This window comes from Pseudomonas sp. MYb60 (assembly GCF_002979555.1).
GTDB lineage: Bacteria > Pseudomonadota > Gammaproteobacteria > Pseudomonadales > Pseudomonadaceae > Aquipseudomonas.
In genome coordinates, this window is record NZ_PCOZ01000007.1 from 189,141 (window position 1) to 211,970 (window position 22,830).

22 protein-coding genes are annotated in these 22,830 nt (G+C 61.5%); 9 read left to right on the plus strand and 13 right to left on the minus strand.

The features are described from left to right. Positions 1-9: 9 nt before the first annotated feature. From CQ041_RS14250 to CQ041_RS14260, 3 genes are all read left to right on the plus strand, one after another. Positions 10-414: a MarR family winged helix-turn-helix transcriptional regulator gene (locus tag CQ041_RS14250; RefSeq protein ID WP_105523097.1), complete on the plus strand. Its 405-nt coding sequence runs from the start codon at positions 10-12 to the stop codon at positions 412-414. 54 nt (positions 415-468) lie between these two features. Next, positions 469-1,677 carry an MFS transporter gene (locus CQ041_RS14255; RefSeq protein WP_105523098.1) on the plus strand — a complete coding sequence of 403 codons (1,209 nt, stop codon included), beginning with the start codon at positions 469-471 and terminating at the stop codon, positions 1,675-1,677. A gap of 150 nt (positions 1,678-1,827) precedes the next feature. Beyond that, positions 1,828-2,376: a glutathione peroxidase gene (locus tag CQ041_RS14260; protein ID WP_105523099.1), complete on the plus strand. Its 549-nt coding sequence runs from the start codon at positions 1,828-1,830 to the stop codon at positions 2,374-2,376. A gap of 65 nt (positions 2,377-2,441) precedes the next feature. Here CQ041_RS14260 and CQ041_RS14265 read toward each other — a convergent pair whose 3' ends face one another. From CQ041_RS14265 to CQ041_RS14285, 4 genes are all read right to left on the minus strand, one after another. After that, on the minus strand, positions 2,442-3,716 hold the full coding sequence (locus tag CQ041_RS14265) for an OmpP1/FadL family transporter (RefSeq protein WP_105523100.1): 1,275 nt from the start codon (positions 3,714-3,716) through the stop codon (positions 2,442-2,444). 145 nt (positions 3,717-3,861) lie between these two features. Next, a complete protein-coding gene (locus tag CQ041_RS14270; protein WP_105523101.1) occupies positions 3,862-4,344 on the minus strand; it encodes a hypothetical protein in 483 nt (160 codons plus the stop codon). 279 nt (positions 4,345-4,623) lie between these two features. Beyond that, a complete protein-coding gene (locus CQ041_RS14275; RefSeq protein ID WP_005790139.1) occupies positions 4,624-4,848 on the minus strand; it encodes a hypothetical protein in 225 nt (74 codons plus the stop codon). Between the two features lie 444 nt (positions 4,849-5,292). Then, positions 5,293-5,598, minus strand: coding sequence for a hypothetical protein (locus CQ041_RS14285; RefSeq protein WP_105523102.1), 306 nt, complete (start codon positions 5,596-5,598; stop codon positions 5,293-5,295). A gap of 458 nt (positions 5,599-6,056) precedes the next feature. Here CQ041_RS14285 and CQ041_RS14290 point away from each other — a divergent pair, with 458 nt between their 5' ends. Both CQ041_RS14290 and rmuC read left to right on the plus strand, forming a co-directional pair. Next, positions 6,057-6,380 carry a hypothetical protein gene (locus CQ041_RS14290; protein ID WP_105523103.1) on the plus strand — a complete coding sequence of 108 codons (324 nt, stop codon included), beginning with the start codon at positions 6,057-6,059 and terminating at the stop codon, positions 6,378-6,380. A 176-nt stretch (positions 6,381-6,556) separates the two neighbouring features. Then, positions 6,557-7,921, plus strand: a complete 1,365-nt coding sequence (rmuC, locus tag CQ041_RS14295) for a DNA recombination protein RmuC (protein WP_177429387.1) — start codon at positions 6,557-6,559, stop codon at positions 7,919-7,921. Between the two features lie 21 nt (positions 7,922-7,942). Here rmuC and CQ041_RS14300 read toward each other — a convergent pair whose 3' ends face one another. The 3 genes from CQ041_RS14300 to CQ041_RS14310 form a co-directional block, all read right to left on the minus strand. Further along, positions 7,943-11,413: a PAS domain-containing hybrid sensor histidine kinase/response regulator gene (locus tag CQ041_RS14300; protein ID WP_105523105.1), complete on the minus strand. Its 3,471-nt coding sequence runs from the start codon at positions 11,411-11,413 to the stop codon at positions 7,943-7,945. A gap of 116 nt (positions 11,414-11,529) precedes the next feature. Beyond that, positions 11,530-11,913 (minus strand): YbaN family protein, encoded by a 384-nt coding sequence (locus CQ041_RS14305; protein ID WP_105523106.1) that lies wholly within the window; start codon positions 11,911-11,913, stop codon positions 11,530-11,532. A gap of 20 nt (positions 11,914-11,933) precedes the next feature. Next, positions 11,934-12,521: a YecA family protein gene (locus tag CQ041_RS14310; protein ID WP_105523107.1), complete on the minus strand. Its 588-nt coding sequence runs from the start codon at positions 12,519-12,521 to the stop codon at positions 11,934-11,936. A gap of 265 nt (positions 12,522-12,786) precedes the next feature. Between CQ041_RS14310 and recQ the strand changes: the two genes are divergently transcribed. Both recQ and CQ041_RS14320 read left to right on the plus strand, forming a co-directional pair. After that, positions 12,787-14,913, plus strand: coding sequence for a DNA helicase RecQ (gene recQ / locus CQ041_RS14315; protein WP_105523108.1), 2,127 nt, complete (start codon positions 12,787-12,789; stop codon positions 14,911-14,913). Between the two features lie 121 nt (positions 14,914-15,034). Continuing rightward, positions 15,035-15,469 (plus strand): MarR family transcriptional regulator, encoded by a 435-nt coding sequence (locus CQ041_RS14320; protein ID WP_105523109.1) that lies wholly within the window; start codon positions 15,035-15,037, stop codon positions 15,467-15,469. A 52-nt stretch (positions 15,470-15,521) separates the two neighbouring features. On the opposite strand, the gene CQ041_RS14325 is transcribed toward CQ041_RS14320, so the two are convergent. Then, the gene (locus CQ041_RS14325) at positions 15,522-17,711 is read right to left on the minus strand and encodes a patatin-like phospholipase family protein (protein ID WP_105523110.1); all 2,190 of its coding nucleotides are present in this window, start codon (positions 17,709-17,711) and stop codon (positions 15,522-15,524) included. Positions 17,712-17,795: 84 nt separating this feature from the next. Here CQ041_RS14325 and CQ041_RS14330 point away from each other — a divergent pair, with 84 nt between their 5' ends. After that, complete coding sequence (locus tag CQ041_RS14330; RefSeq protein WP_105523111.1) at positions 17,796-18,083, plus strand: SelT/SelW/SelH family protein; 288 nt, start codon at positions 17,796-17,798, stop codon at positions 18,081-18,083. Between the two features lie 37 nt (positions 18,084-18,120). On the opposite strand, the gene CQ041_RS14335 is transcribed toward CQ041_RS14330, so the two are convergent. From CQ041_RS14335 to CQ041_RS14345, 3 genes are all read right to left on the minus strand, one after another. Next, the gene (locus CQ041_RS14335; RefSeq protein WP_105523112.1) at positions 18,121-18,399 is read right to left on the minus strand and encodes a hypothetical protein; all 279 of its coding nucleotides are present in this window, start codon (positions 18,397-18,399) and stop codon (positions 18,121-18,123) included. 128 nt (positions 18,400-18,527) lie between these two features. Beyond that, positions 18,528-19,412, minus strand: coding sequence for a DMT family transporter (locus CQ041_RS14340; RefSeq protein WP_105523113.1), 885 nt, complete (start codon positions 19,410-19,412; stop codon positions 18,528-18,530). 100 nt (positions 19,413-19,512) lie between these two features. Continuing rightward, entirely contained in the window at positions 19,513-20,262 is a 750-nt protein-coding gene (locus CQ041_RS14345) for an AraC family transcriptional regulator (protein ID WP_105523114.1), read from the minus strand. Positions 20,263-20,398: 136 nt separating this feature from the next. Between CQ041_RS14345 and CQ041_RS14350 the strand changes: the two genes are divergently transcribed. Further along, positions 20,399-21,208, plus strand: coding sequence for a UDP-2,3-diacylglucosamine diphosphatase (locus tag CQ041_RS14350; RefSeq protein ID WP_105523115.1), 810 nt, complete (start codon positions 20,399-20,401; stop codon positions 21,206-21,208). Between the two features lie 60 nt (positions 21,209-21,268). Here the strand turns inward: CQ041_RS14350 and CQ041_RS14355 are convergent, their stop codons facing one another. Both CQ041_RS14355 and CQ041_RS14360 read right to left on the minus strand, forming a co-directional pair. Further along, positions 21,269-22,462, minus strand: coding sequence for an amino acid aminotransferase (locus tag CQ041_RS14355; protein ID WP_105523116.1), 1,194 nt, complete (start codon positions 22,460-22,462; stop codon positions 21,269-21,271). Continuing rightward, entirely contained in the window at positions 22,462-22,818 is a 357-nt protein-coding gene (locus tag CQ041_RS14360) for a 4a-hydroxytetrahydrobiopterin dehydratase (RefSeq protein WP_105523117.1), read from the minus strand. Before CQ041_RS14360 ends, CQ041_RS14355 begins: the two co-directional genes overlap by 1 nt. Positions 22,819-22,830 lie beyond the last annotated feature (12 nt).

Sequence of the window (22,830 nt, forward strand, 5' to 3'; positions counted from 1 at the left end):
ACACGTTCCATGCTTGCCTCCCAATGTTTATGCACCAATCTGCGACGTGCCGCCCGTGGCGTCAGCAGGCACTACGACGGCGCCCTCGATGGCTTCGGGATCAATGTTGCCCAGTATTCCTTGCTCTGCAATTTGCAGCGCCTGGACCAACCGAGCATCTCCAGCCTGGCCGAAGCCATGGGCCTGGATCGCAGCACCCTGGGGCGCAACCTGCGGGTGCTGGAAGGCGAAGGCCTGGTGCAGATGGTTGAAGGCGACGACCTGCGCAATCGCCTGGTGCTATTGACCGAGGCGGGCGATGCACGATTGGCCGCGGCATTACCCGCATGGGAGGCGGCGCAGCAAAAGTTGATCAATCAACTCGGCGCGGAAAAACGCGAAACCTTGTTGGCCTTGCTGGACGAACTCGCCTGAGCGCGGTTTTGTCCGAACACAAGCGGGTATATACCCGCGAGCGGAGAATAAGAAATGACCTCGATGTGGCGCACCAGTGGCTGGGTTCTTGTGGGGAGTGCGCTGATCCTGGCGTTGTCGTTGGGCGTGCGCCACGGTTTCGGTTTGTTTCTGTCGCCGATGAGTACGGAGTTCGGCTGGGGCCGTGAGACCTTCGCCTTCGCCATTGCCCTGCAAAACTTGATCTGGGGCCTGGCGCAGCCCTTTACCGGCGCGCTGGCTGATCGTTTTGGCGCCACCAAGGCGGTGTTCGTCGGCGGCGTGTTGTACGCCGCAGGCCTGGTGTTGATGGGGATGTCGGATTCGGCTCTGACGCTGTCGCTGAGTGCCGGCTTGCTGATAGGTATCGGACTGTCCGGCACCTCGTTCTCGGTGATTCTGGGGGTGGTCGGCCGCGCGGTCGCGCCGGAAAAACGCAGCATGGCCATGGGTATTGCCAGTGCTGCCGGGTCCTTTGGCCAGTTCGCCATGGTGCCGGGTACCCTTGGTTTGATCGGCTGGCTGGGCTGGTCGGCGGCGTTGTTGGCGCTGGGCCTGATGGTGGCGCTGATCCTGCCGCTGGTGAGCATGCTCAAGGACCGGCCATTGCCGGTGATGGCGGGGCAGCAGACCCTGCGCGAAGCGTTGAAGGAAGCCTGCTCCCATTCCGGTTTCTGGTTGCTGGCGTTCGGTTTTTTTGTCTGCGGCTTTCAGGTGGTGTTTATTGGCGTGCACCTGCCAGCCTATCTGGTCGACCAGCACTTGCCAGCCACCGTCGGTACCACGGTGCTGGCGCTGATTGGCCTGTTCAACATCTTCGGCACCTACACCGCCGGCTGGCTCGGCGGGCGCATGTCCAAGCCGCGCTTGCTCACCGGGTTGTACCTGCTGCGGGCGGTGGTGATCCTGCTGTTCTTGTGGGCGCCGGTCACGGAAATCACCGCCTACCTGTTTGGCATGGCGATGGGTTTCCTGTGGCTGTCCACGGTGCCGCTGACCAACGGCACGGTCGCAACGCTGTTTGGTGTGCGAAACCTCTCCATGCTCGGTGGGATCGTGTTCCTGTTCCACCAATTGGGCTCGTTTCTCGGCGGCTGGTTGGGCGGGGTGGTCTATGATCGAACCGGTAACTACGATTTGATCTGGCAGGTCGCGATTCTGCTGAGCCTGCTCGCGGCGGCCCTGAACTGGCCCGTGCGTGAGCGGCCGGTGGCGCGCTTGCAGGCGCAGATGGAGGCAGCATGAGTGTGAGGGTGCGCGCTTTGATTCTCACCGCAGGGGTCGTCCTGACCCTGTTGGCCTGGTGGGGTTGGCAACAGGGTGGACTGGCGTTGATGCAACTGGGTATGTCGATCTGTTAAGTTCGTGGTCTGACTTCTCTCAAGGACTTACGACATGCACCTGCGCTGGCTCGCTGTACCCGTCCTGATGGCCATCGGCAGTGTCGCAATGGCTGCCGATTGCCCGCCGTTGCTGGAGGGCCAATTGCCCAAGCTGCGTGCCAAGGAATCCATCGACCTGTGCCAGCGCTTTGCTGGCAAGCCGCTGGTGATCGTCAACACCGCAAGCTTTTGTGGGTTCGCCCCTCAGTTCAAAGGCCTCGAAGCCCTGTATCAACGCTACAAGGGCGACGGGCTGGAAGTGATCGGCGTGCCGTCGGACGACTTCAAGCAGGAAGCCAAGACCGGCGAGGAGACCGCCAAGGTCTGCTACGTGAACTACGGCGTGACCTTCACCATGACCGAGCCGCAAAAGGTCAAGGGGCCGGACGCGGTGCACCTGTTCAAGGTGCTGGCCGAGCAGACCAACGCGCCGAAGTGGAATTTCTACAAATACGTGGTGGACCGCCACGGCAAGGTGATCGCCAGTTTCTCCAGCCTGACCAAGCCGGACAGCCCGGATCTGATCGAGGCGGTGGAGAAAGCGCTGGCGTCCAAACCCTGATTGACCGCTATTGAAAAGCCCCGCCTCCTTTGCAGGAGAGCGGGGCTTTTTTGTGCGGCGGTGAATCAGAACTTGTACGTTGCACCCAGCGCGTAGCCCCAGGCGCTGTTTTTGTACTCGGCGTTGTATGGGGTGCCTTTACCGGTACGGTTGACGTTGACTTCTTCTTCCCACAGGTAGGACAGAGCCGCGTCGATAGTCAGGTCATCGGTGGCATTGAAGCCTGCACCGAAGCTCACGATCTTACGGTCGCCCGTCGGGATACGCACCGAGCGGTCCGTGTTGTTGGTCGGCGATTGGTCAACGGTGAAGCCTGTACGCAGGACCCATTGCTTGTTGACCTGGAACGATGCGCCGATGGCCGACGCCCAGGTGTCGTGCCAGTTTTGATCTTCGTTGATGCGGCCGATCGCGCCGTTTGCGCCACCGAGCAATGCGGGTACACCTTCGTTGTTGACCGTAATAGCTTTCAGGCGACTCCAACGTGTCCAGGTGCTGCCTGCGTACAGCGTCCACTGGTCATCGAGTTTATGGGTGACCGAAAAGTCCACGGATTCCGGGGTGGTGATGTCCAGCGAGGCGTCGTAGCGCGCGCCGTTGTACGGACCAAAGCCCACGCCGGAAATGTCCGTATGGCCTTCAAGCTTGTACTTGACCTTGGAGGTGTAGGTAATACCGATGTTGGTTCTATCGGTAGGGCTGACCAGTACACCCACTTTGTAACCCAGGGCGGTGTCGTCACCCTTGATGTCTACCTTGCCGTCGTTGCGGCCGAAGGTGGCTGCCAGTGGGGTGGCGGACGTCAAGTTGCCGCTGATTTTGTTGAACGTAGGACCGAAGCCGACGGACACGTAATCGTTGAAGGCGTAGCTGACGGTCGGCTGGATGGTGATGACTTTAACTTCACTTTTCTTGCCGTAGTACCGGCCGGCGAAGCCACTTTCGTAGTCGGTAATCAGGCCGAACGGAGCGTAGACACCCAGGCCGAATGCCAGGTCGTCGTTGGCTTTCTTGACGGCAAACAGCATGGGCACGGCCGTGAACGGAACCATATCGCCGTCATTGGTGCCGCGTGGGGCGCCACCACTGGTGTTCTTGATATCGGTCTTGGCATCGATTGCCGCAACGCCGGCCGTGATCTGGTCGCGTTTCAGGCGGGACATCCCGGCAGGGTTACCAGCAATGGTACTTGCATCATCGGCAGAAGAAGAGCGACCTGCGAACCCCGTACCCATCCCGCTGACGCTCTGTTCGTTGAGTGCGAAACCGCTTGCGAACAGGTGGGAGGATGCCATGGCAACGGCGAGGCCAAGTGTGGTCTTGAGCATTACTTTTTTCATTATTAGAACTCCGTGTGATCACCGCTGCGGAAAGTATCAATAAATTTAAGATCGCGCTACTGGCTGAAACGCTGGAGATAGAGCGGTTTTGTAGGACAATCCGACCAGGGTTCAGGCTTTTTGGCGAATCTTGCAAATTGCCCGGTCAGCAAACCTCGTGATTCATGGGTGAAACACAGGTTTGCCAAGCTTGAGTGAAATCTCGCAGCCTTCCATGAGGATGAAAAATTTCTTTCCAGATACGTGCCATGGCTAAAACATCGCCTGGCGCGGGCAGTACGCGACGCTGCTGTTCCACCAAAAGCCAGGCAATGGCCGTGGCATAACGCAGGTTGACGGTGAGTTCGAGCTGAGGGGCGGTGAGGAATGCGTGTTGGCTTGCCAGCCCGCGTACCAGGCTGGCACGTTCGGGGTCCAGCGCCAGGTAGTTGTCCCAGAGTGCGCGGTGGCGAGGTTCGGTGATGCTGTACAGGCCGTGCCCGCGCCGGTCGTGCAAGGCCGAGCCCAGTTCGGACTGGCTCGCTGCGATCCCGAGCAAAAGGGCCTCGGCAGTCGGGTTATGGCAGCCCAGGTACTTCAGCGTCGGCTGGATGACATAACGACACAATTCGCTGGCAGCGATTCCCATACAGGCCTCAATCCGTGGAAGTGGTCGACGAGACCTGAGAAGGGGGCTTTGGCAGCAGTGAATCGGATCTCAGGCTCGCCGAAAGCGGATCACGCCGCTTGAGTTGAAGTGTAGTGTCATATTTGTGATGTAAAGGACTGTTTTTAAAACATCTTCGTCATTTAGTTATAACGTTTATATCTATTTGAACTTAGTGCAAAAACTCAATGCTGAAATTCCAGGCAATAAAAAACCCTGTGTTTTAAACAGGGTTTTTTGTGTTTCAGCCACGCGGGTCGATCAGGCGGTGAGCGCCTGACGGGTACGCTCGATCACGGCCTGCAGCGGTTCTGCGCTGGAGTATTGATCGGGGTACAGGCGTTCGCTGTGACGAGCGATGCCGTGTTCGTTGACCAGGGTGAAGCTGAAGCAGCCTTTGCGAGCGGCCATGATCAGGCAATTCATTGGAGCAAAAGCGTTGGTGAGGGTGCGAATGGCATCCTGAGTATGGATTTGAGCGTTCATATTATTGGTGTTCCTACAAATGACACGGGTTAAGAACCGTGCAACGTTAAAACGTTCCAGTAACGTTGATCACCATTGATCAAACGAAGAACCCGACTGGAACAAAGCAGCCAGTTTGAAGCGCTAATAAGTTAGGCGCGCTTGGGCTGGCAGGTAGGTACTTAGGAGGGCAGGCATCACAACAGGGGCAAAGGTTCTAGGCCCGGGGTGAAGATCCTGATCAATTTGCAGGCTGGTTCGGTCAGAGTATTTGAACTTCGCGACACCCTTTGCTTGATCAAAGGCTGTGTCGTCGCAAGCGATACCTGGAAACCATCGAGGTGGTCGATCCCATGTTGTTCAGGGGAGTTGTTCGACCAGAATTGACTTTCAGCTTGGTACTAACGCCGCGGATAGTAACGGATTGAAACGGCGAATGGAAGTGTGCTAGCCAAAAAACTTTGCTCAGCCGCCCAGCAGGTACCGGTAGACCAACACCGTGGCGGCCGCTGCCAGTGAGCAGCCCAACCCGTAGGCTGCCAGCGTCAGTCGAAGCGACTGGCCAGTCTCGACCACCTTCATCACATCGCCCATGTCGTTGATCCGGCCTTCGCCCAGCTCGATGCTGAGGCTCACGGCCGTAAAGGCAGCCGACAGCAGGATGGCAATCGCAAACAACGCACCGTCCGGGGAGGGCAGTGCCGCATTGATCCCCAGGGAAATCGCACAAATAACCAGTAACAACACGGCGAACAACAGAATTCCTTTCATCGACCCACTCACCGTTACGCTCCAGGTCGGAGAGTGTGGCGAGCCAGAGGGGATTTGAAAAGTCCCCTTGCCCAGCCTCCCGGTAACATTTTTGTAGCGTATCGCTTCCAAAAACGCCGGGTATATAACCATCGAGGGGGTACTTGTGCACATTCGTTGCGCACGGTGTAACCCGTGCATCACAGGCGTGTGCGGGCCGCCATTAGCCTGTAATGGAAATTTAAGTCAATGAAAAATCTGGCTTTTTTTTATTGGTGAAAAAATCGTCAGTTTGACTGCGGCCCCCATTCCATGGGGCTTTGCGCGTGATAAAGGGGGGTTGTCCACTGAGTTATCCACAGCTTCTGTGGATTGTCCCGAGCGCTTGCTCTAGATCGGGCATGAAGCGTTTTTTCAGCTTTACGTAGACGAAAAAAAGAGTAGAGTGGCGCGCCTTCCGATCTGTCCCACAGTGCTTTATGAAGTTTCGCTCAGTATCACCTTCTGTTACCGACGCCCCTCAGACTGTTACCGCACCCAAGCGCTTCTCCTTGAAGGTTGCCATGTGGCTGCTTGACAGCCCGCGCCTGGGCCACAGCACCAACGTCAAGCACTTTGCAGGTCGTTTGCTCAAGCAGCCGGCGCGTGAAGGCGTGGTCGCCGCCCAAAGTCGCCTGGGCGAACTGATGTGCCGTGAATGCGGCAACGCTCGCGACCGCCGTATCGGCCACGACCTGCTGCGCCTGGCCGCCCGTGCCGGTGACCGCCGCGCCCAACGCGAACTGGGCCAGGTCGAAGACTGAGGCTGTCGCGCAGCCCTGTGCTCCGTTAACCTTGTTCTTTTTCGGTAATGGCAGATATGGCTATGGTGTTTGACTGGACCAGTATCGCCCTGGGCCTCGCGGGTGCGGCAGTTCCGTTACTGGCGGTGTGCTGGCAGATTCAGCGGCGCTTGAACGCACGGTCGACGGGCTGGGAACTGCTGGAAGAGCGCCTGGCCACTGCCCAGCTCGCCCAGGAAGGCCTCGCCGCCCAGTTGGACGCCAGCCGCGACGAGATCAGCGATCTCAGCCACGCCAATGCCGCCAAGCAAGCCGACCTCGCCGCCGTGCGCCGCGAAGTCGAACTGCTGCAGGTCGATCGCGACAACGCGCGCGACGCCGCCCACGCCTGGAACCTCGATCGCAGCGCCAAGGAGACTGAATTGCGCCGCCTCGACGCGCTCTCGGCGTCCCTGCGCGCCGAACTGCGCGAGCAACAGGACAGCCATCAACAGCGCCTCGCTGACCTGCAAGGCTCACGGGATGAGCTGCGGGCGCAGTTCGCCGAGCTGGCCGGCAAGATCTTCGATGAGCGCGAGCAGCGCTTCGCCGAAACCAGCCAGGAGCGCTTGGGGCAATTGCTCGATCCGTTGAAGGAGCGCATCCAGTCCTTCGAAAAGCGCGTGGAAGAAAGCTATCAGAACGAAGCGCGTGAGCGCTTTTCCCTGGCCAAGGAGTTGGAGCGCCTGCAGCAACTCAACCTGCGTCTGTCAGATGAAGCCACCAACCTGACCCGCGCGCTCAAGGGCCAGAAAACCCAGGGTAACTGGGGTGAGTTGATCCTCGAGCGTGTGCTGGAGCACGCAGGCCTGGAGAAGGGCCGCGAGTATCAGACCCAGGTCAGTCTCAAGGGGCCGGATGGCGAGCGTTTCCAGCCGGACGTGCTGATCATGTTGCCCGGCGATAAACAGGTGGTGGTGGACTCCAAGGTCAGCCTCACCGCCTATCAACAGTTTGTCGCCGCGGAAGACGAGGTGATTGGCCAGGCCGCGCTGAAGCAGCACGTGCTGTCGCTGCGCAATCACGTCAAAGGCCTGGCCAGCAAGGACTATAAACGTCTGGAGGGCCTGCACAGCCTGGATTTCGTCTTGCTGTTCGTGCCCATCGAAGCGGCGTTTTCGGCAGCGTTGCAGGCCGAGCCGAACCTGTTCCAGGAAGCCTTCGATCGCCATATCGTCATCGTCAGCCCGACCACCTTACTCGCCACGTTGCGGGTGATCGACAGCCTCTGGAAGCAGGAGCGTCAGAGCCAGAACGCCCGTGAAATCGCCGAGCGAGCGGGCTGGCTGTACGACAAGTTCGTGTTGTTCATCCAGGACCTGGATGAAGTGGGTAACCGTTTGCAGCAGTTGGATAAGGCTTACAGCGCGGCGCGGAACAAGCTGACAGATGGACGCGGAAATCTGGTCAGCCGCACCGAACAGTTGAGGTTGCTGGGCGCGCGTGCGAGCAAAAGCCTCCCTGCCGATTTGCTGGAGCGCGCCATGACTGATGCGGATGGCGTCGCCCATCTTCCTGAATAAGCCCGCAGCAAAAATGCCGGGTCAAAGAGGCAGGTGGCGACTCAGCAACGCCCGCAACGCCGCTGGCTTGACCGGCTTTGCCAGGTAATCCAACCCCGCCGCATGCACCTCGGCCACCATCTCCGGGCGGCCGTCGGCGCTGATCACCACCCCGGGAATCGGCTCGGCCAATTGCGCCCGCAGCCAACCCATCAACTCGGTGCCGGTTTCGCCATGGTCCAGGTGGTAGTCCACCAGTGCCAATTGCGGGCGCACGCCCTCGGCCAGCAACGCGGCGCATTGCGCCTGGTCGGTGGCAGTCCACACTTCGCAGCCCCAGCGACTCAACAGGCTGCGCATGCCAATGAGGATGCTCTCTTCGTTATCCACGCACAGCACCTGCGCGCCGCTCAGCGGCAAGCCGTTGTCCTGCGTGGGCTTGGGCTGCGCGATGGCTTGGTTGCGTGCCAGCGGCACGCTGACGCTGAACACACTGCCCTTGCCCGGCCACGAGCGCACGCGCAGGCGATGGCCCAACACCCGGCACAGGCCGTCGGCAATCGCCAAACCCAGTCCCAGGCCTTTTTCGGCGCGGGTCTGGTGGCTGTCCAGGCGTTTGAATTCTTCGAAGATCACCTTCTGTTTATCGGGCGGTATGCCGGGGCCACGGTCCCACACTTCCAGGCAGAGTTCGCCCTTGCGCCGGCGTACGCCAAGCAACACGGGCCCGTCGGCATAACGGAACGCGTTAGTCAGGAAATTCTGCAGAATCCGCCGTAGCAACTTGATGTCACTGTCGACGCGCAGGCGACTGCCGCGCAGGCGGAAGCCCAGGCCTTGTTCCTGGGCCAGGGCCTTGAACTCTGCGCCCAGGGTGTCGAATAGCTCATTGAGTACAAACGGCTGGCGCTGCGGATTGATCTTGCCGTTTTCCAGGCGCGAGATGTCGAGCAAGTCGCTGATCAGGTCCTCGGCCGAGCGCAGCGAACTGTCCAGGTGTTGCACCAGTTGCCGGGCCTCAGTGGACAGGCCATCGTTCTGATGCGAGAGGGCGGCGGAGAATAGCCGCGCGGCGTTCAGTGGTTGCATCAGGTCATGGCTGACGGCTGCCAGGAAGCGCGTCTTCGACTGGCTGGCCGATTCGGCAACGCCCTTGGCTTCGGTCAGCGCGACGTTGAGTTGGGACAGCTCATGGGTGCGCTCGGTGACCCGCTGCTCCAGCCCTTCATTGGCCTCGGTCAGGGCCTGCTCGGCTTCGCGGAACGCGGTGATGTCGGTGAAACTCATGACAAAACCACCGCCGGGCATCGGGTTGCCGATCAGCTCGATCACACGACCGTTGGGGAACAGCCGTTCGGACGTATGCGCGCGGCCCTGGCGCATCCAGTGCAGGCGTCGCGCCACGTGCACCTCGGCCTCGCCCGGGCCGCACAGGCCGCGCTCGGCGTTGTAGCGAATGATGTCGGCAATCGGCCGGCCCACGCTGATCAAGCCGTCGGGGTAGTTGAACAGCTCCAGGTAGCGGCGGTTCCAGGCCACCAGCCTGAGCGACTGGTCCACCACACTGATGCCCTGAGTGATGTTCTCGATCGCGCCTTGCAGCAGCGCGCGGTTGAATTGCAGGACTTCAGACGCTTCGTCGGCGATGCGTACTACATCCTCCAGCTGCATTTCCCGACCTTCAATTGCGGCTTTTACTACAGCGCGCGTTGACGATGCGCCGAGTACACCGGCCAGCAGGCGTTCGGTGTGGGCGATCCAGTCATTGTCGGCATTCTGGTTGGGGTTGAAGCCTTTGCCCTGGCGGTAGGCAAAGCGGATGAAGCTCTGCTGTGCGCGTTCCTCGCCGACGAAACGTGCCGCCAGGCTGAGCAGGTCGCTGATCTGTACCGACAGCATCGAACGCGCACTGGCACGCTGGCTGATCTCCTGTCCGATGAAACGCCCGGCCTGCCAGTGTTCGGACACCCGTGTGCGCGACAGCATCGACACCCACACAAACAGCGTGAAGTTACCGGCCAGGGAAAACACTGTGCCCAGGGTCAATGAAGTCACCGACAAGCCCAGCGGGTGTGAATGCATCCATGTCAGCCCTGGGAAAAGGTCGAGGGACCAACCCAAGCTTTTCGCCGTCACCGGTAGGACCAGGGTGTAGAACCACAGGAAGGTGCCCGCGGCCAACCCGGCGAACACGCCGCGCCGGTTGGCCTGCTTCCAATACAACGCACCGAGCATGGCCGGGGCCAGTTGAGTCACGGCGGCAAAGGCGATCTGGCCGATGGTGGCCAGGCTGGCCGTGGAGCCGAGCAAGCGATAGCTCACGTAAGCCAGCAGCAGGATGATCACAATGCTGACCCGGCGCACGGACAGCATCCAGTGGCGGAATACTTCGAACGGCCGCTCGGCGCTGGAGCGGCGCAACAGCCACGGCAGCAGCATGTCGTTGGATACCATGGTCGACAGGGCGATGCTTGCCACGATCACCATGCCGGTCGCCGCCGATGCGCCACCGATGAACGCCAGCACCGCCAGGGCCGGGTGCGCTTCCGCCAGGGGCAGGCTGATCACGTAGGAGTCCGGCAGCACTGAGCCTGGCAACAACATCTTGCCGCCCAGGGCGATGGGGATCACGAACAGCGCGGCGAGAATCAGGTAGGCGGGGAACACCCATTTGGCCAGGCGCAGGTCCTGCGGGTCGATATTCTCCACCACGGTCACATGGAACTGCCGGGGCAGGCAGATGATTGCCATCATCGCTACGCCGGTCTGCACCACCATGGAGGGCCAGTTGACGGTCTCTTTCCAGTATTCCTCCAGGCGTGGCGCGAGCATCGCCTGACTGAACAGGTCGCCGAAACCGTCGTACAGGCCGTAGGTTACAAACGCGCCGACGGCGAGAAACGCGAACAACTTGACCAGAGACTCGAACGCGATCGCCAGCACCATGCCGCGGTGGTGCTCGGTGGCGTCGAGGTTGCGCGTGCCGAACACAATGGTGAACAGCGCCAGCACCAGCGACACGATCAGCGCGGTGTCTTGGGCGCGGGTACCGGTGGTATCGGCGCCGGCGCCAATCAGCAGGTTTACCCCCAGTACGATGCCTTTGAGTTGCAGGGCGATATAAGGCAGCACGCCCACCAGGCAGATCAGTGCAACCACCACGGCCAGGGATTGGGACTTGCCGTAGCGTGCAGCGATGAAGTCAGCGATGGAGGTGATGTTTTCCTGCTTGCTGATCAGAATCATCTTCTGCAGCACCCAAGGTGCCAGCACCAGCAAGATCACGGGGCCCAGGTAGATCGGTAAAAAAGCCCACAGTTGTTCAGCGGCCTGGCCTACAGCCCCGAAGAACGTCCAACTGGTGCAGTAGACGGCCAGCGACAGGCTGTACACCCAGGCACGCACGCGCGGAGGCAAGGGCGCGCGACGGCGATCACCGTAGAAAGCGATGGCAAACATAATGGCCATATAGGCCAGGGCAACGGCGGCGATCAGCCCGCTGGACAGCGTCATGGTAACTCCGAGCATAAGAACACCCGGGCATTCCAGGCCCGGTTGGACAGTCTCGCATGATGCATGGGGTTAGTCAGTGTCGACCAAGGTCGTGTGAGGGCGAATGTCGCAGGGGCCTAGCGCGGTGGCAGGGTTTTCTGGCGCAGGATATAGATTGTCACCAGCACGGCACTGGTCAGCATGAAACCGCGTGCCCAGGGCAGGGGCACCAGGTAGCAGGAGAAGCCGATGCTCACCCACATCAGGCCGATGGCGTAGACCTTGCCCTTGAGGGGGATGCCGTTGCCCTCCAGATAGTCGCGTATCCACGGTCCCAGGCGCGGGTGCTCCACCAGCCAGTGGTAGAAACGCGGGGAACTGCGGGCGAAACAGGCGGCAGCGAGGAGCAGGAAGGGCGTGGTGGGCAGGACCGGCAGGAAAATCCCGATCACCCCTAGCGCTACGCTGAGCCAGCCGATGGCCAGCAGTGCGTAGCGCAGGAGCAGCGAGCGATTGCCCATGGGTGTCACGGGCGACCGGCTCAGTGGTGACGAGGCTTGAGAATCGCCGGTTTTTCGTCAGGAGCGTTGCACAGCAGGTACAGGGCGGTCAGGGCTTCCGGGATCTGGACGATCATGTCGTCCATCAGGTTGGCGTCGGAAGCGATGTCGGCGAACTCCGGTTGGTCGTCGAACAGGCCCGAACCGACCATGATCGGCAGCAGCATTTCGCTGACTTCTTCCTCGGCGGTCTCGAACCAGGCCGCTTCACGCAGGAACACGCCTTCCATGAAGCCGATGCACCAGCCGCGCAGATCGGAGTCGTCCGGTTCTTCGCCCAGGTCCAGCTCGCATGGCAGCTCGAATTCCTCGTCGGAGGCCAGTTGGCGACCGATGTGGGCCTTGAGGGCCAGCAGGGTGGATTCGATCTCTTCGCGTTGGGCAGCGTCGGCGTAGTGCGGTTCTTCGGCGAACAGCGCGTCGATCCACTCACGGTCAGGAACCGGCTCGGAACAGATGGACAGGGCGGTCAGGTAGCCGTGGGCGGCCACGTAGTCCAGCGCCTCGTCATGCAGCTCATCGGCGTCGAGGAAGGCTTGCAGGCGGGTTAGTTGCTCAGCGAAGGACATTGAAGGACTACCTTGGGAATAAACGATGCTGAATTCTAGGCTTTCTTGAGCGCCCAGGCCAGCCGCACTGCATTTTAGATCACGCTCGCTATTCGTCAGTGGCGCCCTTTGCCGGGTGTGCGTCGGGTATACTGCCGCGTTTTGTGATGCCCCTGCAGGCCAAGCGCCAACCCGCGAAAACTTCGCTTACGGATTATTTTGCGTGAGCCCGCGTTTTTTCGGCCAGCCTGTACAGAGGGATTTCGGCGATATTTTGGAGTTTTACATGCTCGAGCAGGCTCAACGCGTCCTCAAGGACATCTTCGGCTACGACAGTTTTCGTGGCCGCCAGGGTGCGATCATTGAGCGCGTGGCCAGTGGCGGTGACGCGCTGGTCTTGATGCCTACCGGCGGCGGCAAATCCCTGTGTTTCCAGGTGCCCGCGTTGCTGCGCAATGGCCTGGCCGTGGTGGTGTCGCCCCTGATCGCTTTGATGGACGACCAGGTGGCCACCCTCGAAGAACTTGGCGTCGCTGCGGCTTCCCTGAACTCCACCCTGAGCCCCGAGCAGCAGCGCGACCTGGCCGCACGGATCAAGCGCGGTGAAGTAAAAATGCTTTACCTGGCCCCCGAGCGCCTGGTGCAGCCCCGCATGCTGGCGTTTCTGCAGAGTCTGGAAATCGCCCTGTTCGCCATCGACGAAGCCCACTGCGTGTCGCAATGGGGTCACGATTTCCGTCGCGAGTACCTGCAACTGGGGCAATTGGCCGAGTTGTTCCCCGATGTGCCGCGCATTGCCCTGACCGCCACCGCCGACAAGCGCACCCGTGAAGAAATCGTCGAGCGCCTGCACCTGCAGAACGCCGAGCGCTTCCTGTCGAGCTTCGACCGTCCCAACATTTTCTACCGCATTGTCCCGAAGGAGCAGCCACGCAAGCAATTGCTGGCGTTTCTTTCCGAGCGGCGCAGCGATGCAGGCATTGTCTACTGCCTGTCACGCAAGAAGGTCGATGAAGTGGCGGCGTTCCTGTGCGAGCAGGGCTACCCGGCGCTGCCGTATCACGCCGGCCTGCCCAACGAAACGCGCTCGGCGCACCAGAAGCGCTTCCTCAATGAGGAGGGCCTGATCATGGTGGCGACCATTGCCTTCGGCATGGGCATCGACAAATCCAACGTGCGTTTCGTGGCGCACATGGACCTGCCCAAATCCCTTGAGGCGTACTACCAGGAGACCGGTCGCGCCGGCCGTGATGGCCTGCCGGCGGACGCGTGGATGGTCTACGGCCTGCAGGACGTGGTGATGCTCAAGCAGATGCTGCAGAACTCCGAAGGTGACGAGCGCCACAAACGCCTGGAGCAGCACAAGCTCGATGCCATGCTGTCGCTGTGCGAAGAGACCCGCTGCCGTCGCCAGACCCTGCTGGCGTACTTCGATGAAGACATGCCCGAGCCCTGTGGCCACTGCGACAACTGCACCGACGGCGTACAGACCTGGGATGCCACCGAACCCGCGCGCCAGGGGTTGTCTGCGATCTACCGCACCGGCCAGCGTTACGGTGTCGGGCACCTGGTGGATGTGTTGCTCGGCAAGGACAACGAAAAAGTCCGCAGCTTTGGCCACGAGAAACTCTCGGTCTACGGTGTCGGCAAGGCCCGCGCCGAGGGTGAGTGGCGTTCGCTGTTCCGGCAGATGGTCGCCCGTGGCCTGGTGGATATCGATATCGAAGGCTTCGGCGGCCTGCGCCTGAACGACAGCTGCCGGCCGTTGCTCAAGGGCGAAGTCAGCCTGGAGCTGCGTCGCGACCTCAAGCCACAGACGACTGCCAAGACCAGCACCAGCCAGGCCAGCCAACTGGTGCGTGGCGAAGAGCGCGAACAATGGGAAGCGCTGCGTACCCTGCGGCGCAAACTGGCCCAGGAGCACAGCGTGCCGCCTTACGTCATCTTCCCCGACTCCACGTTGCTGGAGATGCTGCGCGAACAGCCTACGACGATGTCGGAAATGGCCCGGGTCAGTGGTGTGGGCGCACGCAAGCTGGAGCGTTACGGCCATGCGTTCCTCGAAGTCCTTGGCGGGCAGGCCGAGGCGCCGAAGGAAGTGGCTGATATCCGTCATGAACTGATCAGCCTGGCGCGCGCCGGCATGACCCCGATCCAGATTGCCGGCCAGTTGCAGTGCTCGGAGAAGAACGTCTACACCTTGCTGGCCGAGTCCATCGGCCAACAACAGCTGTCCCTGGAGCAGGCTCTGGATTTGCCGGAAGACCTGCTGGGCGAAATCCAGGATGCGTTCCTCGACGGAGAGGGCGAACTGCCAGCTGTTGCGGAGATTGCACCGCTGTTTACCGGGCGTGTGCCTGAAGGGGTTCTGTACTGCGTTCGCGCCGCTTTGCAGTCGGAATTCGAAATTTAGTACGCCAATTACGACAATGTAACGAATCAGTACAGAGCAGCGCTTGCCTGTTGGCAGGGCTCATGCTTAGCTGACTAATAATTAGCCACACTTTGTTTTCAGTCTAAATCATGAGTTTTTTATGCCGTTAACCGATCAACACCGTTTTGGCATGCAGTTGGCGCAAATGTCCCGAGGTTGGCGCGCCGAGCTGGATCGCCGCCTGGCGGGGCTGGGCTTGTCCCAGGCGCGCTGGCTGGTGCTGCTGCACCTGGCGCGTTTCGAGGAAGCACCTACTCAGCGCGAGCTGGCGCAGAGTGTTGGCGTCGAAGGGCCCACTCTGGCCCGCTTGCTGGACAGTCTGGAAGGCCAGGGCCTGGTGCAACGCCAAGCCGTGGTGGAAGACCGTCGCGCCAAGCGCATCCTGTTGTGTGACACCGCGCGACCTTTGATCGATCAGATTGAGACCATTGCCACCCAGTTGCGCAGCGAACTGTTCGTGGGCGTGGATGAAGAGGACATGAAGGTGTGCATGCGCGTGCATGGGCACATTCTGGCGAATCTGGAAAAGTCCTGATCCCGGATACAGCGCAGATCAAAATGTGGGAGGGGGCAAGCCCCCTCCCACATTAGAACGTCTGGCCCAGGTTCAGGTACACCGCCTTCTGGTTTGCATCGTTGAACCCATAGCTGAAATTCAGCGGCCCCAACGGTGTATCGAACCCCAGGAAAATACTCGCCGCGTTGATGTAGCCACTGTCGAACTCATTGTCGTTGTTCCACGCCCGGCCGCGCTCCAGTGACGCGCCCAGGTATAACGGGAAATCCAGCGGCAAGTAGGAGCGTGGCGTCAGCCGGCGGTAATACACCGCACGCATCAGGCTGATGTTCTGCCCCGAAATCGCATCCTGGCGGAACCCCGACAGTTGCCGCGCGCCGCCCAGCAGGAAGCTGGAAATCACCACGTCCGAATCATCCAGGGTGCGCCCGTAGCGACCGCCCAGCACCAGCGTGTCCGGGCCGTGGCTCATGGCTTTGTCCAGCTTGAATTCCCATTGGCGGTAGCGCTGGTCCGAACCCAGCCCCGGTTCGAATTCGCGGTACGCCAGGCCGATGTCTTCACCGGTGTGAGGGAAGTACACGTTGTCCAGGGAGTCGAAGGAGTACTTGAGCTCGTAGAAGCCTTCGCTGAAGCTCACACTCGGCAGATCCCGGTCGCCGATGCGCACGTCGGCCTTGCCCCAGGCCTCGCCGACGCCAAAGCGTATCTCGCCGCTGTTGCCGATCTGGCGGCCGACGTTCAGGCCAAATCCGTAGCGCTCCAGGCGGTATTCGGAGATGGGGTCGTTGTCCAGGATCAGCTCGACGTTTTGCGCCTGGGCGCTGAGGTAGGGCGCGACGAAGTAGCGCGAGCCGGTGTCCATCGGCTGGTAGAACTCGCTGTAGAGTTCCTGGCGATCACCAATCTGCACGCGGGTCAGCCATTCCGCGCCCAGGCGGTTGATGCCGTTCACGCGGTAGCTGGCGCCGAGGTTGAAGGCACTGTCGCCGCGCATGTCATCCGACAGGTTGAGGCCCAGGCGCAGGTAGTCGGTGCCGGCGCGTTTGCCACGCGCGCTGATCACCAGGGTGTTGTCCTTGCCCTTCTTGACCACGCGGTATTGCACCTGCTCGAAGTAATCCAGGCCATAGAGGGTGCCCATGTCGGTTTGCAGGCGGCCCAGGTTGAGCGGTTCGCCCAAGGGTTGGCGAATGTAATAGCGGATAACGTCTTCGCTGACCTTGGAGTCGTTTTCCACGTTGATCGCGGTGATCACCGGCGTGCGTTCGCCGGGTGTACGCGCTGCGGCCAGTTCTGGGTCGATGGGGGTGGCAGGGCGCAGGTGGGCCAGGCGTGCGTCGAGGGCGCGGGTGGCGCGGTAGCCGGCGTCGATCATGTCCTTGGCGCGACCGAAGTCTGTCACGCCATACGCGGCCAGCGGCGGCTGGATCAGCACGTCCTTGGGGTGCAGGGCCTTCAGTTGTTCTTCGGAATTGCTCCGGGTCATCAGGGTGATGGACTGGTTGAGTACATCCACCACGGTGGCCAGTTGCTTGCGTGAGCGCAGCGGGGTGCCGATGTCGACCACGATGGCGATGTCCACGCCCATCTCGCGCGCCACATCCAGCGGGATGTTGTCGGTCATGCCGCCGTCCACCAGCAGTCGGCCGTCGAGTTCCACCGGGGCGAATACGGCCGGGATCGACATGCTGGCGCGGATCACCTGAGGCAGGTGGCCCTTGCTGAACACCACTTTCTCACCGGTGGTGATATCGGTGGCCACAGCACGGAAAGGGATGGGCAACTTGTCGAAATTACGCGTATTGCTGCTGTGGGCGAACATGCTTTCCAGCAGCAGCGCGAGGTTCTGGCCCTGGATGACGCCCAGTGGCAGGCCCAGGCTGCCATCATCGCGGAAGCTGAGTTTCTGCTTGACCAGGAAGTCGCGGTCATCCTGCTTGCGGCGAAACGGCACGTCTTCCCGGGGTGGCGCGTCGGACAGTGCCTGTTGCCAGTCGATGCTCAGCGCGAGCTTTTCGAGTTCATCGATCTTGTAGCCCGAGGCATACAGCCCGCCGATCACCGCGCCCATGCTGGTGCCGGCAATCGCATCGATCTGGATGCCTTGCTCTTCCAGGGCCTTGAGCACGCCGATATGGGACAGGCCTCGCGCGGCACCGCCGGACAGCACCAGGCCGATTTTCGGGCGTGGGGTTTCGACGGCTTCGGCGAGGAGGGGCAGCAGGCATAGGCACAGGCAGGACAGCAGGCGGCGCATCATGAATCTCGAGGCAGGGCGATAAAGGCCGGTATTATAGCCGCCCGAGCCGCCAAGCCCGTTATGCCAGGAGCCTCTCAAATTATGTCCGCCAGCAAACCCGAGATCGTCATCACCTATTGCACCCAATGCCAGTGGCTGCTGCGCGCGGCGTGGCTGGCCCAGGAGCTGTTGAGCACCTTCAGCGATGACGTGGGCAAAGTGTCATTGGAGCCCGCAACCGGCGGTGCATTTCGTATCACTTGCGATGGCGTGCAGATCTGGGAGCGCAAGGCCGACGGGGGTTTTCCGGAGGCCAAGGTGCTCAAGCAGCGTGTGCGCGACCAGATCGACCCACAACGCGACCTGGGTCACAACGACCGGACGCAGTGAAGGTCACCCCCCATGACGGGGGGTAACCGGGCTGCTGTTACACAGACATCTTTTGCTTGATGAACCCGATGAGCCACGTCAGTACCAGGCCGCCCAGGCCGCCACCGGCGATGTTGGTACCGACCGTCGCCACATCCAGCGCCGCGGCGCCTGACGTGCCGGTGAAGTACGCAAGTATCTGCCCCAGCACCAGGCCGCCAATGCCACCCATGAGGGTATTGAGCCCGGTGCCGAGGGTCTGCTTGGTCATGCCGGCCACATTGCCGCCGACCGCACCGCTGACGATTTGTACCAGTAGGTTGATGAACATTTCCATGATGAAACCCCTGCATAGCGTTAATGGAGTGACCACTCGCTTGCAGCAACTTCAAACGTCACGGCTGTCGTCGAGAAGTCTTTATCCGTTGAACGACGACAGACTGTTGCGGATCGCCGGAGTATAGATCAGGCCGTGGCCGCCGGCTGTTTGGCTTGACTGGCGCCGCCCATCAGGCCTGAAAGCACGATGGCGACGATGATCAGCGCGCCCCCCAGCAGCATGCGCAAGGTCGGGGTTTCGGCGAACAGCAGCCAAGCCATGGTGATGCCGTAGACCGGTTCCATGGCAAACACCACCGAGGCGGTGCGCGCCTTGATCACCGCAAGGCTGGCGACAAACAGGCTGTGGGCCAGCCCGGTGCAGAACACGCCCAGCAGGCCGATCCACAGCCAGTCGAGGGCGCGCACCTCTGCCAGTCCTGGTGCGGCGACGGGCAACAGCAGTGCCGCCACGATCACGTTCTGGCACAGCGCTGCCTGCACCGCAGGAATGCGCCCGGAGCTGGCGCGGTTGTTCAGCGACAGCAGCGAGAACAGCAGCCCTGAGGCAATCCCCCAGAGCAGGCCGCCGGTGGCTTCACTGGCGAGATTGAAGTCGGGGGTGACCAGCACCAGGCCGATGCTGACCAATACCACCAGCACCCCTTCGTTGGCACGGATGCGCTCGCGGAAGATCAGCCCTTCCAGAATCACGGTAAACGCCGGGAACGCCGCGAACCCGAGCGTCGCGACAGCCACGCCGCCGACCTTCACCGCAATGAAGAACGTCACCCAGTGCGCCGCCAGCAACACGCCGCTGACGAGCAAGCGTTGCCAGTCGCGGCGTTCGAGTGTTTTCCAGGGGGCGTTGCTGGCAAAGCGCGCGAACACCGCAAGGGCCAGCACGGCGAATGCGGCGCGACCGAATACGATGATGGCCGGCGAGGCGGCCGCCAGTTTGCCGAATACACCGGTGAGGCCAAACATCAATGCGCCGATGTGCAGGGCGCCAAGGGCTGAGCGGGGAGTCATTGCGATCCTTGTTTCAACAGGAGTGACAAGCACCCAGTCTAGAGGGTCGGGTGTGCCGGTGTCTGTCGTGCGGCTCGCGCTGTTTATCGCCAGACTCTTCCTACACGGCGCGCCGCAATGCTCCAGGCGAGGCGCCAAACTCCCGCAGCATCGCGGCGGCAAATGCGCTTTGCGAGCCATAGCCGACGCGTTCGGCGATTTCGCCGATGGCCAGCGCGGTGGTGCGCAACAGCTCCAGGGCCCGGTGCAGGCGCCGGCTGCGGATGTAGTCCATCGGTGTCTGCCCGCATTCGCTCATGAACCGTGCGTGCAGGCGCGCCACCGACAGCTCGGCGATACGCGCCAGGTCGGCCACCTGCAGCGGGTGCGCGACGTGGCGCTGGATGTGCGCGTCGAATTCGGCGTAGGGCAGGCGTCTGCCCGGCAGTGGTAGAGATGTGGGCGCGTTGAGGCTGGCCAGCAACAGCACGGCACCTTGTTGCACGATCAGCGGATCGTTCACCGGGCTGTGGGCCAACCATTGCACGAGCTGGTGCTGGCGCGCATCCAGCGTCAGGCGCGCCGGTTGATCCAGCAGGCGCCGGCTCGCGTCCGCATGCTCGCCGAGCGATTGCAGCACCCAGTGCTCATTGGGCACATCCAGCACCAGGCAGCGGCTCCCGTCGCGGCTGTCGCATGCGTGATGGGCAGCGTAGGGCAGCACCATCACGCTGCTTTCCCGCACTTGGCTGCCGACGCCTTCGACCTCGAAGTCCAGGTGCCCGGACAGGCCGAATACCAGCTGTGCGTGGTCATGGCTGTGGACGATGGGCGCTTGGGTGTAATGGCGTAGCGTGAGGATCGGTCTCATCGCGGTCTCCTGGGCAGGCTGTGGCAGTCTACAACGCTTCTTGGGCGTCCGGCGCTGTCATCAGACTGACGCACCGCTGTCATGGGCTATTAATCGCGGTGGCGCAAGCTCGCGAAAACAGCGTCGAGGGATGCCCATGACCCGTGCCGAGTTCACCAAGCCCAGCCGCAAGCAGCGAGTTCGTACCCTATGGATTTCCGATGTGCACCTGGGCACCCGGGATTGCCAGGCCGAACATTTGTCTCAATTCCTCAAGGGCTACCACGCCGACAAAGTCTACCTGGTGGGCGACATCATCGACGGCTGGAAACTGCGCGGCGGCATGTATTGGCCCCAGGCTCACACCAACGTGATCCGGCGCTTGCTGACCATGGCCAAGCGCGGCACCGAGGTGATCTACGTGACCGGTAACCACGACGAATTCCTGCGCCGTTATTCCAAGCTGATCCTGGGCAATATCCAGCTGGTGGACGAGGCGGTGCATGTGACCGCCGATGGTCGGCACCTGTTGGTGATCCACGGCGACCAGTTCGATGTGATCACCCGTTATCACCGCTGGCTGGCGTTTCTCGGCGACTCGGCCTACGAATTCACCCTGACCTTGAACCGTTGGCTGAACCACTGGCGGGCGCGTTACGGTTATGGCTATTGGTCGCTGTCGGCTTACCTCAAGCACAAGGTGAAGACCGCCGTGAGCTTCATCAGCGATTTTGAAGAGGCCATCGCGCATGAAGTCACCAAGCGTGAACTGCATGGGGTGGTGTGCGGGCACATCCACCACGCGGAGATTCGTAAGGTGGGCGAGGTGGACTACCTCAACTGTGGGGATTGGGTGGAGTCGTGCACGGCGTTGATCGAGCACTGGGATGGCAGTATCGAGTTGTATCGGCTGGCGGATGCGCAGGCAAAAGAGGCACTGCTGAAGGCTGAAATGGCCACGGTCTAAAGGGCAACTCCGTTTGAATGTGGGAGGAGCTTGCCCCTCCCACATTTTACCCCGGCTCCTTCAGTTGGAGACGTCGGCTATTGCAGCTGCGAGGAATGTAAGGCGTGTCGCATCAATCCCCGCCACGTTCGCCCGCCCTGAACTCACCATGTACACGCTGTGTTTCTCCCGCAGTTGCTTGACCTGCTCGGCACTCAAGCCGGTGTAGGAAAACATCCCGCGTTGTTCGCCAATGTGCGCAAACCGCTCAGCCAATCCGTGGGGCGCCAATGCCTCGACCAGCCCGGAGCGCAAGTGCGCAATCCGCGAGCGCATGGCCTCGACTTCATCACTCCACAAGGTTTTCAGCGCCGTATCGCCGAGGATGGTCGCGACGACGGCAGCACCATGATCCGGTGGTGTCGACCACAGGTTGCGCGCGATATTGGCCAGTTGGCTGCGCACATCCGTCAGCTTCTCGGCGTCCGCTGCGCACACGATCAACGCGCCGACGCGGTCGCTGTAGAGACCGAAGTTCTTCGAGCAGGAACTCGTCACCAGCACTTCCGGCAATTGGGCGGCAAACAGGCGCACCGCCCAGGCGTCCTGCTCCAGGCCATCGCCAAAGCCTTGGTAGGCGAAGTCGATCAGCGGCAGGAGCTGGCGCTCGCGGACGATCTGCAAGACCTGGCGCCAATCGTCCTGTGACAGGTCGAAGCCGGTCGGGTTGTGGCAGCACGCGTGCAGCAGGACCACATCGCCTTGGGGCACCGTGGCGAGGGTCGCCAGCATCGCCGATACGTCCAGGCGGTTGTCCGCGCCGACGTAGGGGTAGTGGCTGACCTTGAGCCCGGCCTTGGCGAAGATGCTTTCGTGGATCGGCCAGGTCGGGTTGCTCAGCCATACGCCACGGCCCGGCAGGCTGTGGGCGATGAAGTCGGCGCTCAGGCGCAGGGCACCGGTGCCGCCCGGCGTCTGGGTGGCGCCGGCGCGGCGTTCGTGGAGCAGGGCGGAGTCAGCGCCGAGCACCAGTTGGCTGACCAGCGTGCCAAAGGCGGCATTGCCGTGGCCGCCGATGTAGGTCTTGGTGGCTTGCGTGTCCACCAGACGCTGTTCGGCCAGCTTCACTGAATGAGGAATCGGCGTCAGGCCCTGGTCGTCCTTGTAGACGCCCACGCCGAGGTCGAACTTGTTCGGGTTGGTGTCCTGGGCGTAAAGGTCCATCAGGCCCAGGATGGGGTCGCCGGGTACGCGGCCAATCGCATCGAAATGCATTACTTGCGGCCCTCGGCGTCCTTGGCCACGTCGTCGGTGCGTGCGGCCATGATGAAGTCGTTGCGGTGCAGGCCTTTGATGGAGTGGCTCCACCAGGTCACGGTGACCTTGCCCCATTCGGTGAGCAGGCCCGGGTGATGGCCTTCGGCTTCGGAGATTTCACCCATGGCGTTGGTGAAGGCCAGGGCGAACTTGAAATTCTTGAACAGGAAAACCTTTTCCAACTGCATCACGCCGTCGCGCACTTCGATGTTCCAGTCGGGAATCTGCTTGATCAGTACCGGCAGCTCTTCATCGCTGACTTGCGGGGCATCGGCGCGGCAGGCTTCGCAGTGGGCTTGGTTCAAGGTGGTCATGTGAAGGTGTCC

What these genes read in the sequence shown, in the direction of transcription:
- CQ041_RS14270 (WP_105523101.1), bottom strand. Translation starts at nt 4,344, where the DNA reads ATGGGAATCGCTGCCAGCGAATTGTGTCGTTATGTCATCCAGCCGACG.
- CQ041_RS14340 (WP_105523113.1), bottom strand. Translation starts at nt 19,412, where the DNA reads ATGACTCCCCGCTCAGCCCTTGGCGCCCTGCACATCGGCGCATTGATG.
- CQ041_RS14250 (WP_105523097.1), top strand. Translation starts at nt 10, where the DNA reads ATGCTTGCCTCCCAATGTTTATGCACCAATCTGCGACGTGCCGCCCGT.
- CQ041_RS14305 (WP_105523106.1), bottom strand. Translation starts at nt 11,913, where the DNA reads ATGGGCAATCGCTCGCTGCTCCTGCGCTACGCACTGCTGGCCATCGGC.
- CQ041_RS14290 (WP_105523103.1), top strand. Translation starts at nt 6,057, where the DNA reads ATGAAGTTTCGCTCAGTATCACCTTCTGTTACCGACGCCCCTCAGACT.
- CQ041_RS14260 (WP_105523099.1), top strand. Translation starts at nt 1,828, where the DNA reads ATGCACCTGCGCTGGCTCGCTGTACCCGTCCTGATGGCCATCGGCAGT.
- CQ041_RS14310 (WP_105523107.1), bottom strand. Translation starts at nt 12,521, where the DNA reads ATGTCCTTCGCTGAGCAACTAACCCGCCTGCAAGCCTTCCTCGACGCC.
- recQ (WP_105523108.1), top strand. Translation starts at nt 12,787, where the DNA reads ATGCTCGAGCAGGCTCAACGCGTCCTCAAGGACATCTTCGGCTACGAC.
- CQ041_RS14350 (WP_105523115.1), top strand. Translation starts at nt 20,399, where the DNA reads ATGACCCGTGCCGAGTTCACCAAGCCCAGCCGCAAGCAGCGAGTTCGT.
- CQ041_RS14330 (WP_105523111.1), top strand. Translation starts at nt 17,796, where the DNA reads ATGTCCGCCAGCAAACCCGAGATCGTCATCACCTATTGCACCCAATGC.
- CQ041_RS14345 (WP_105523114.1), bottom strand. Translation starts at nt 20,262, where the DNA reads ATGAGACCGATCCTCACGCTACGCCATTACACCCAAGCGCCCATCGTC.
- CQ041_RS14285 (WP_105523102.1), bottom strand. Translation starts at nt 5,598, where the DNA reads ATGAAAGGAATTCTGTTGTTCGCCGTGTTGTTACTGGTTATTTGTGCG.
- CQ041_RS14265 (WP_105523100.1), bottom strand. Translation starts at nt 3,716, where the DNA reads ATGAAAAAAGTAATGCTCAAGACCACACTTGGCCTCGCCGTTGCCATG.
- CQ041_RS14360 (WP_105523117.1), bottom strand. Translation starts at nt 22,818, where the DNA reads ATGACCACCTTGAACCAAGCCCACTGCGAAGCCTGCCGCGCCGATGCC.
- CQ041_RS14255 (WP_105523098.1), top strand. Translation starts at nt 469, where the DNA reads ATGACCTCGATGTGGCGCACCAGTGGCTGGGTTCTTGTGGGGAGTGCG.
- CQ041_RS14325 (WP_105523110.1), bottom strand. Translation starts at nt 17,711, where the DNA reads ATGCGCCGCCTGCTGTCCTGCCTGTGCCTATGCCTGCTGCCCCTCCTC.
- CQ041_RS14275 (WP_005790139.1), bottom strand. Translation starts at nt 4,848, where the DNA reads ATGAACGCTCAAATCCATACTCAGGATGCCATTCGCACCCTCACCAAC.
- CQ041_RS14300 (WP_105523105.1), bottom strand. Translation starts at nt 11,413, where the DNA reads ATGACGCTGTCCAGCGGGCTGATCGCCGCCGTTGCCCTGGCCTATATG.
- CQ041_RS14320 (WP_105523109.1), top strand. Translation starts at nt 15,035, where the DNA reads ATGCCGTTAACCGATCAACACCGTTTTGGCATGCAGTTGGCGCAAATG.
- CQ041_RS14335 (WP_105523112.1), bottom strand. Translation starts at nt 18,399, where the DNA reads ATGGAAATGTTCATCAACCTACTGGTACAAATCGTCAGCGGTGCGGTC.
- CQ041_RS14355 (WP_105523116.1), bottom strand. Translation starts at nt 22,462, where the DNA reads ATGCATTTCGATGCGATTGGCCGCGTACCCGGCGACCCCATCCTGGGC.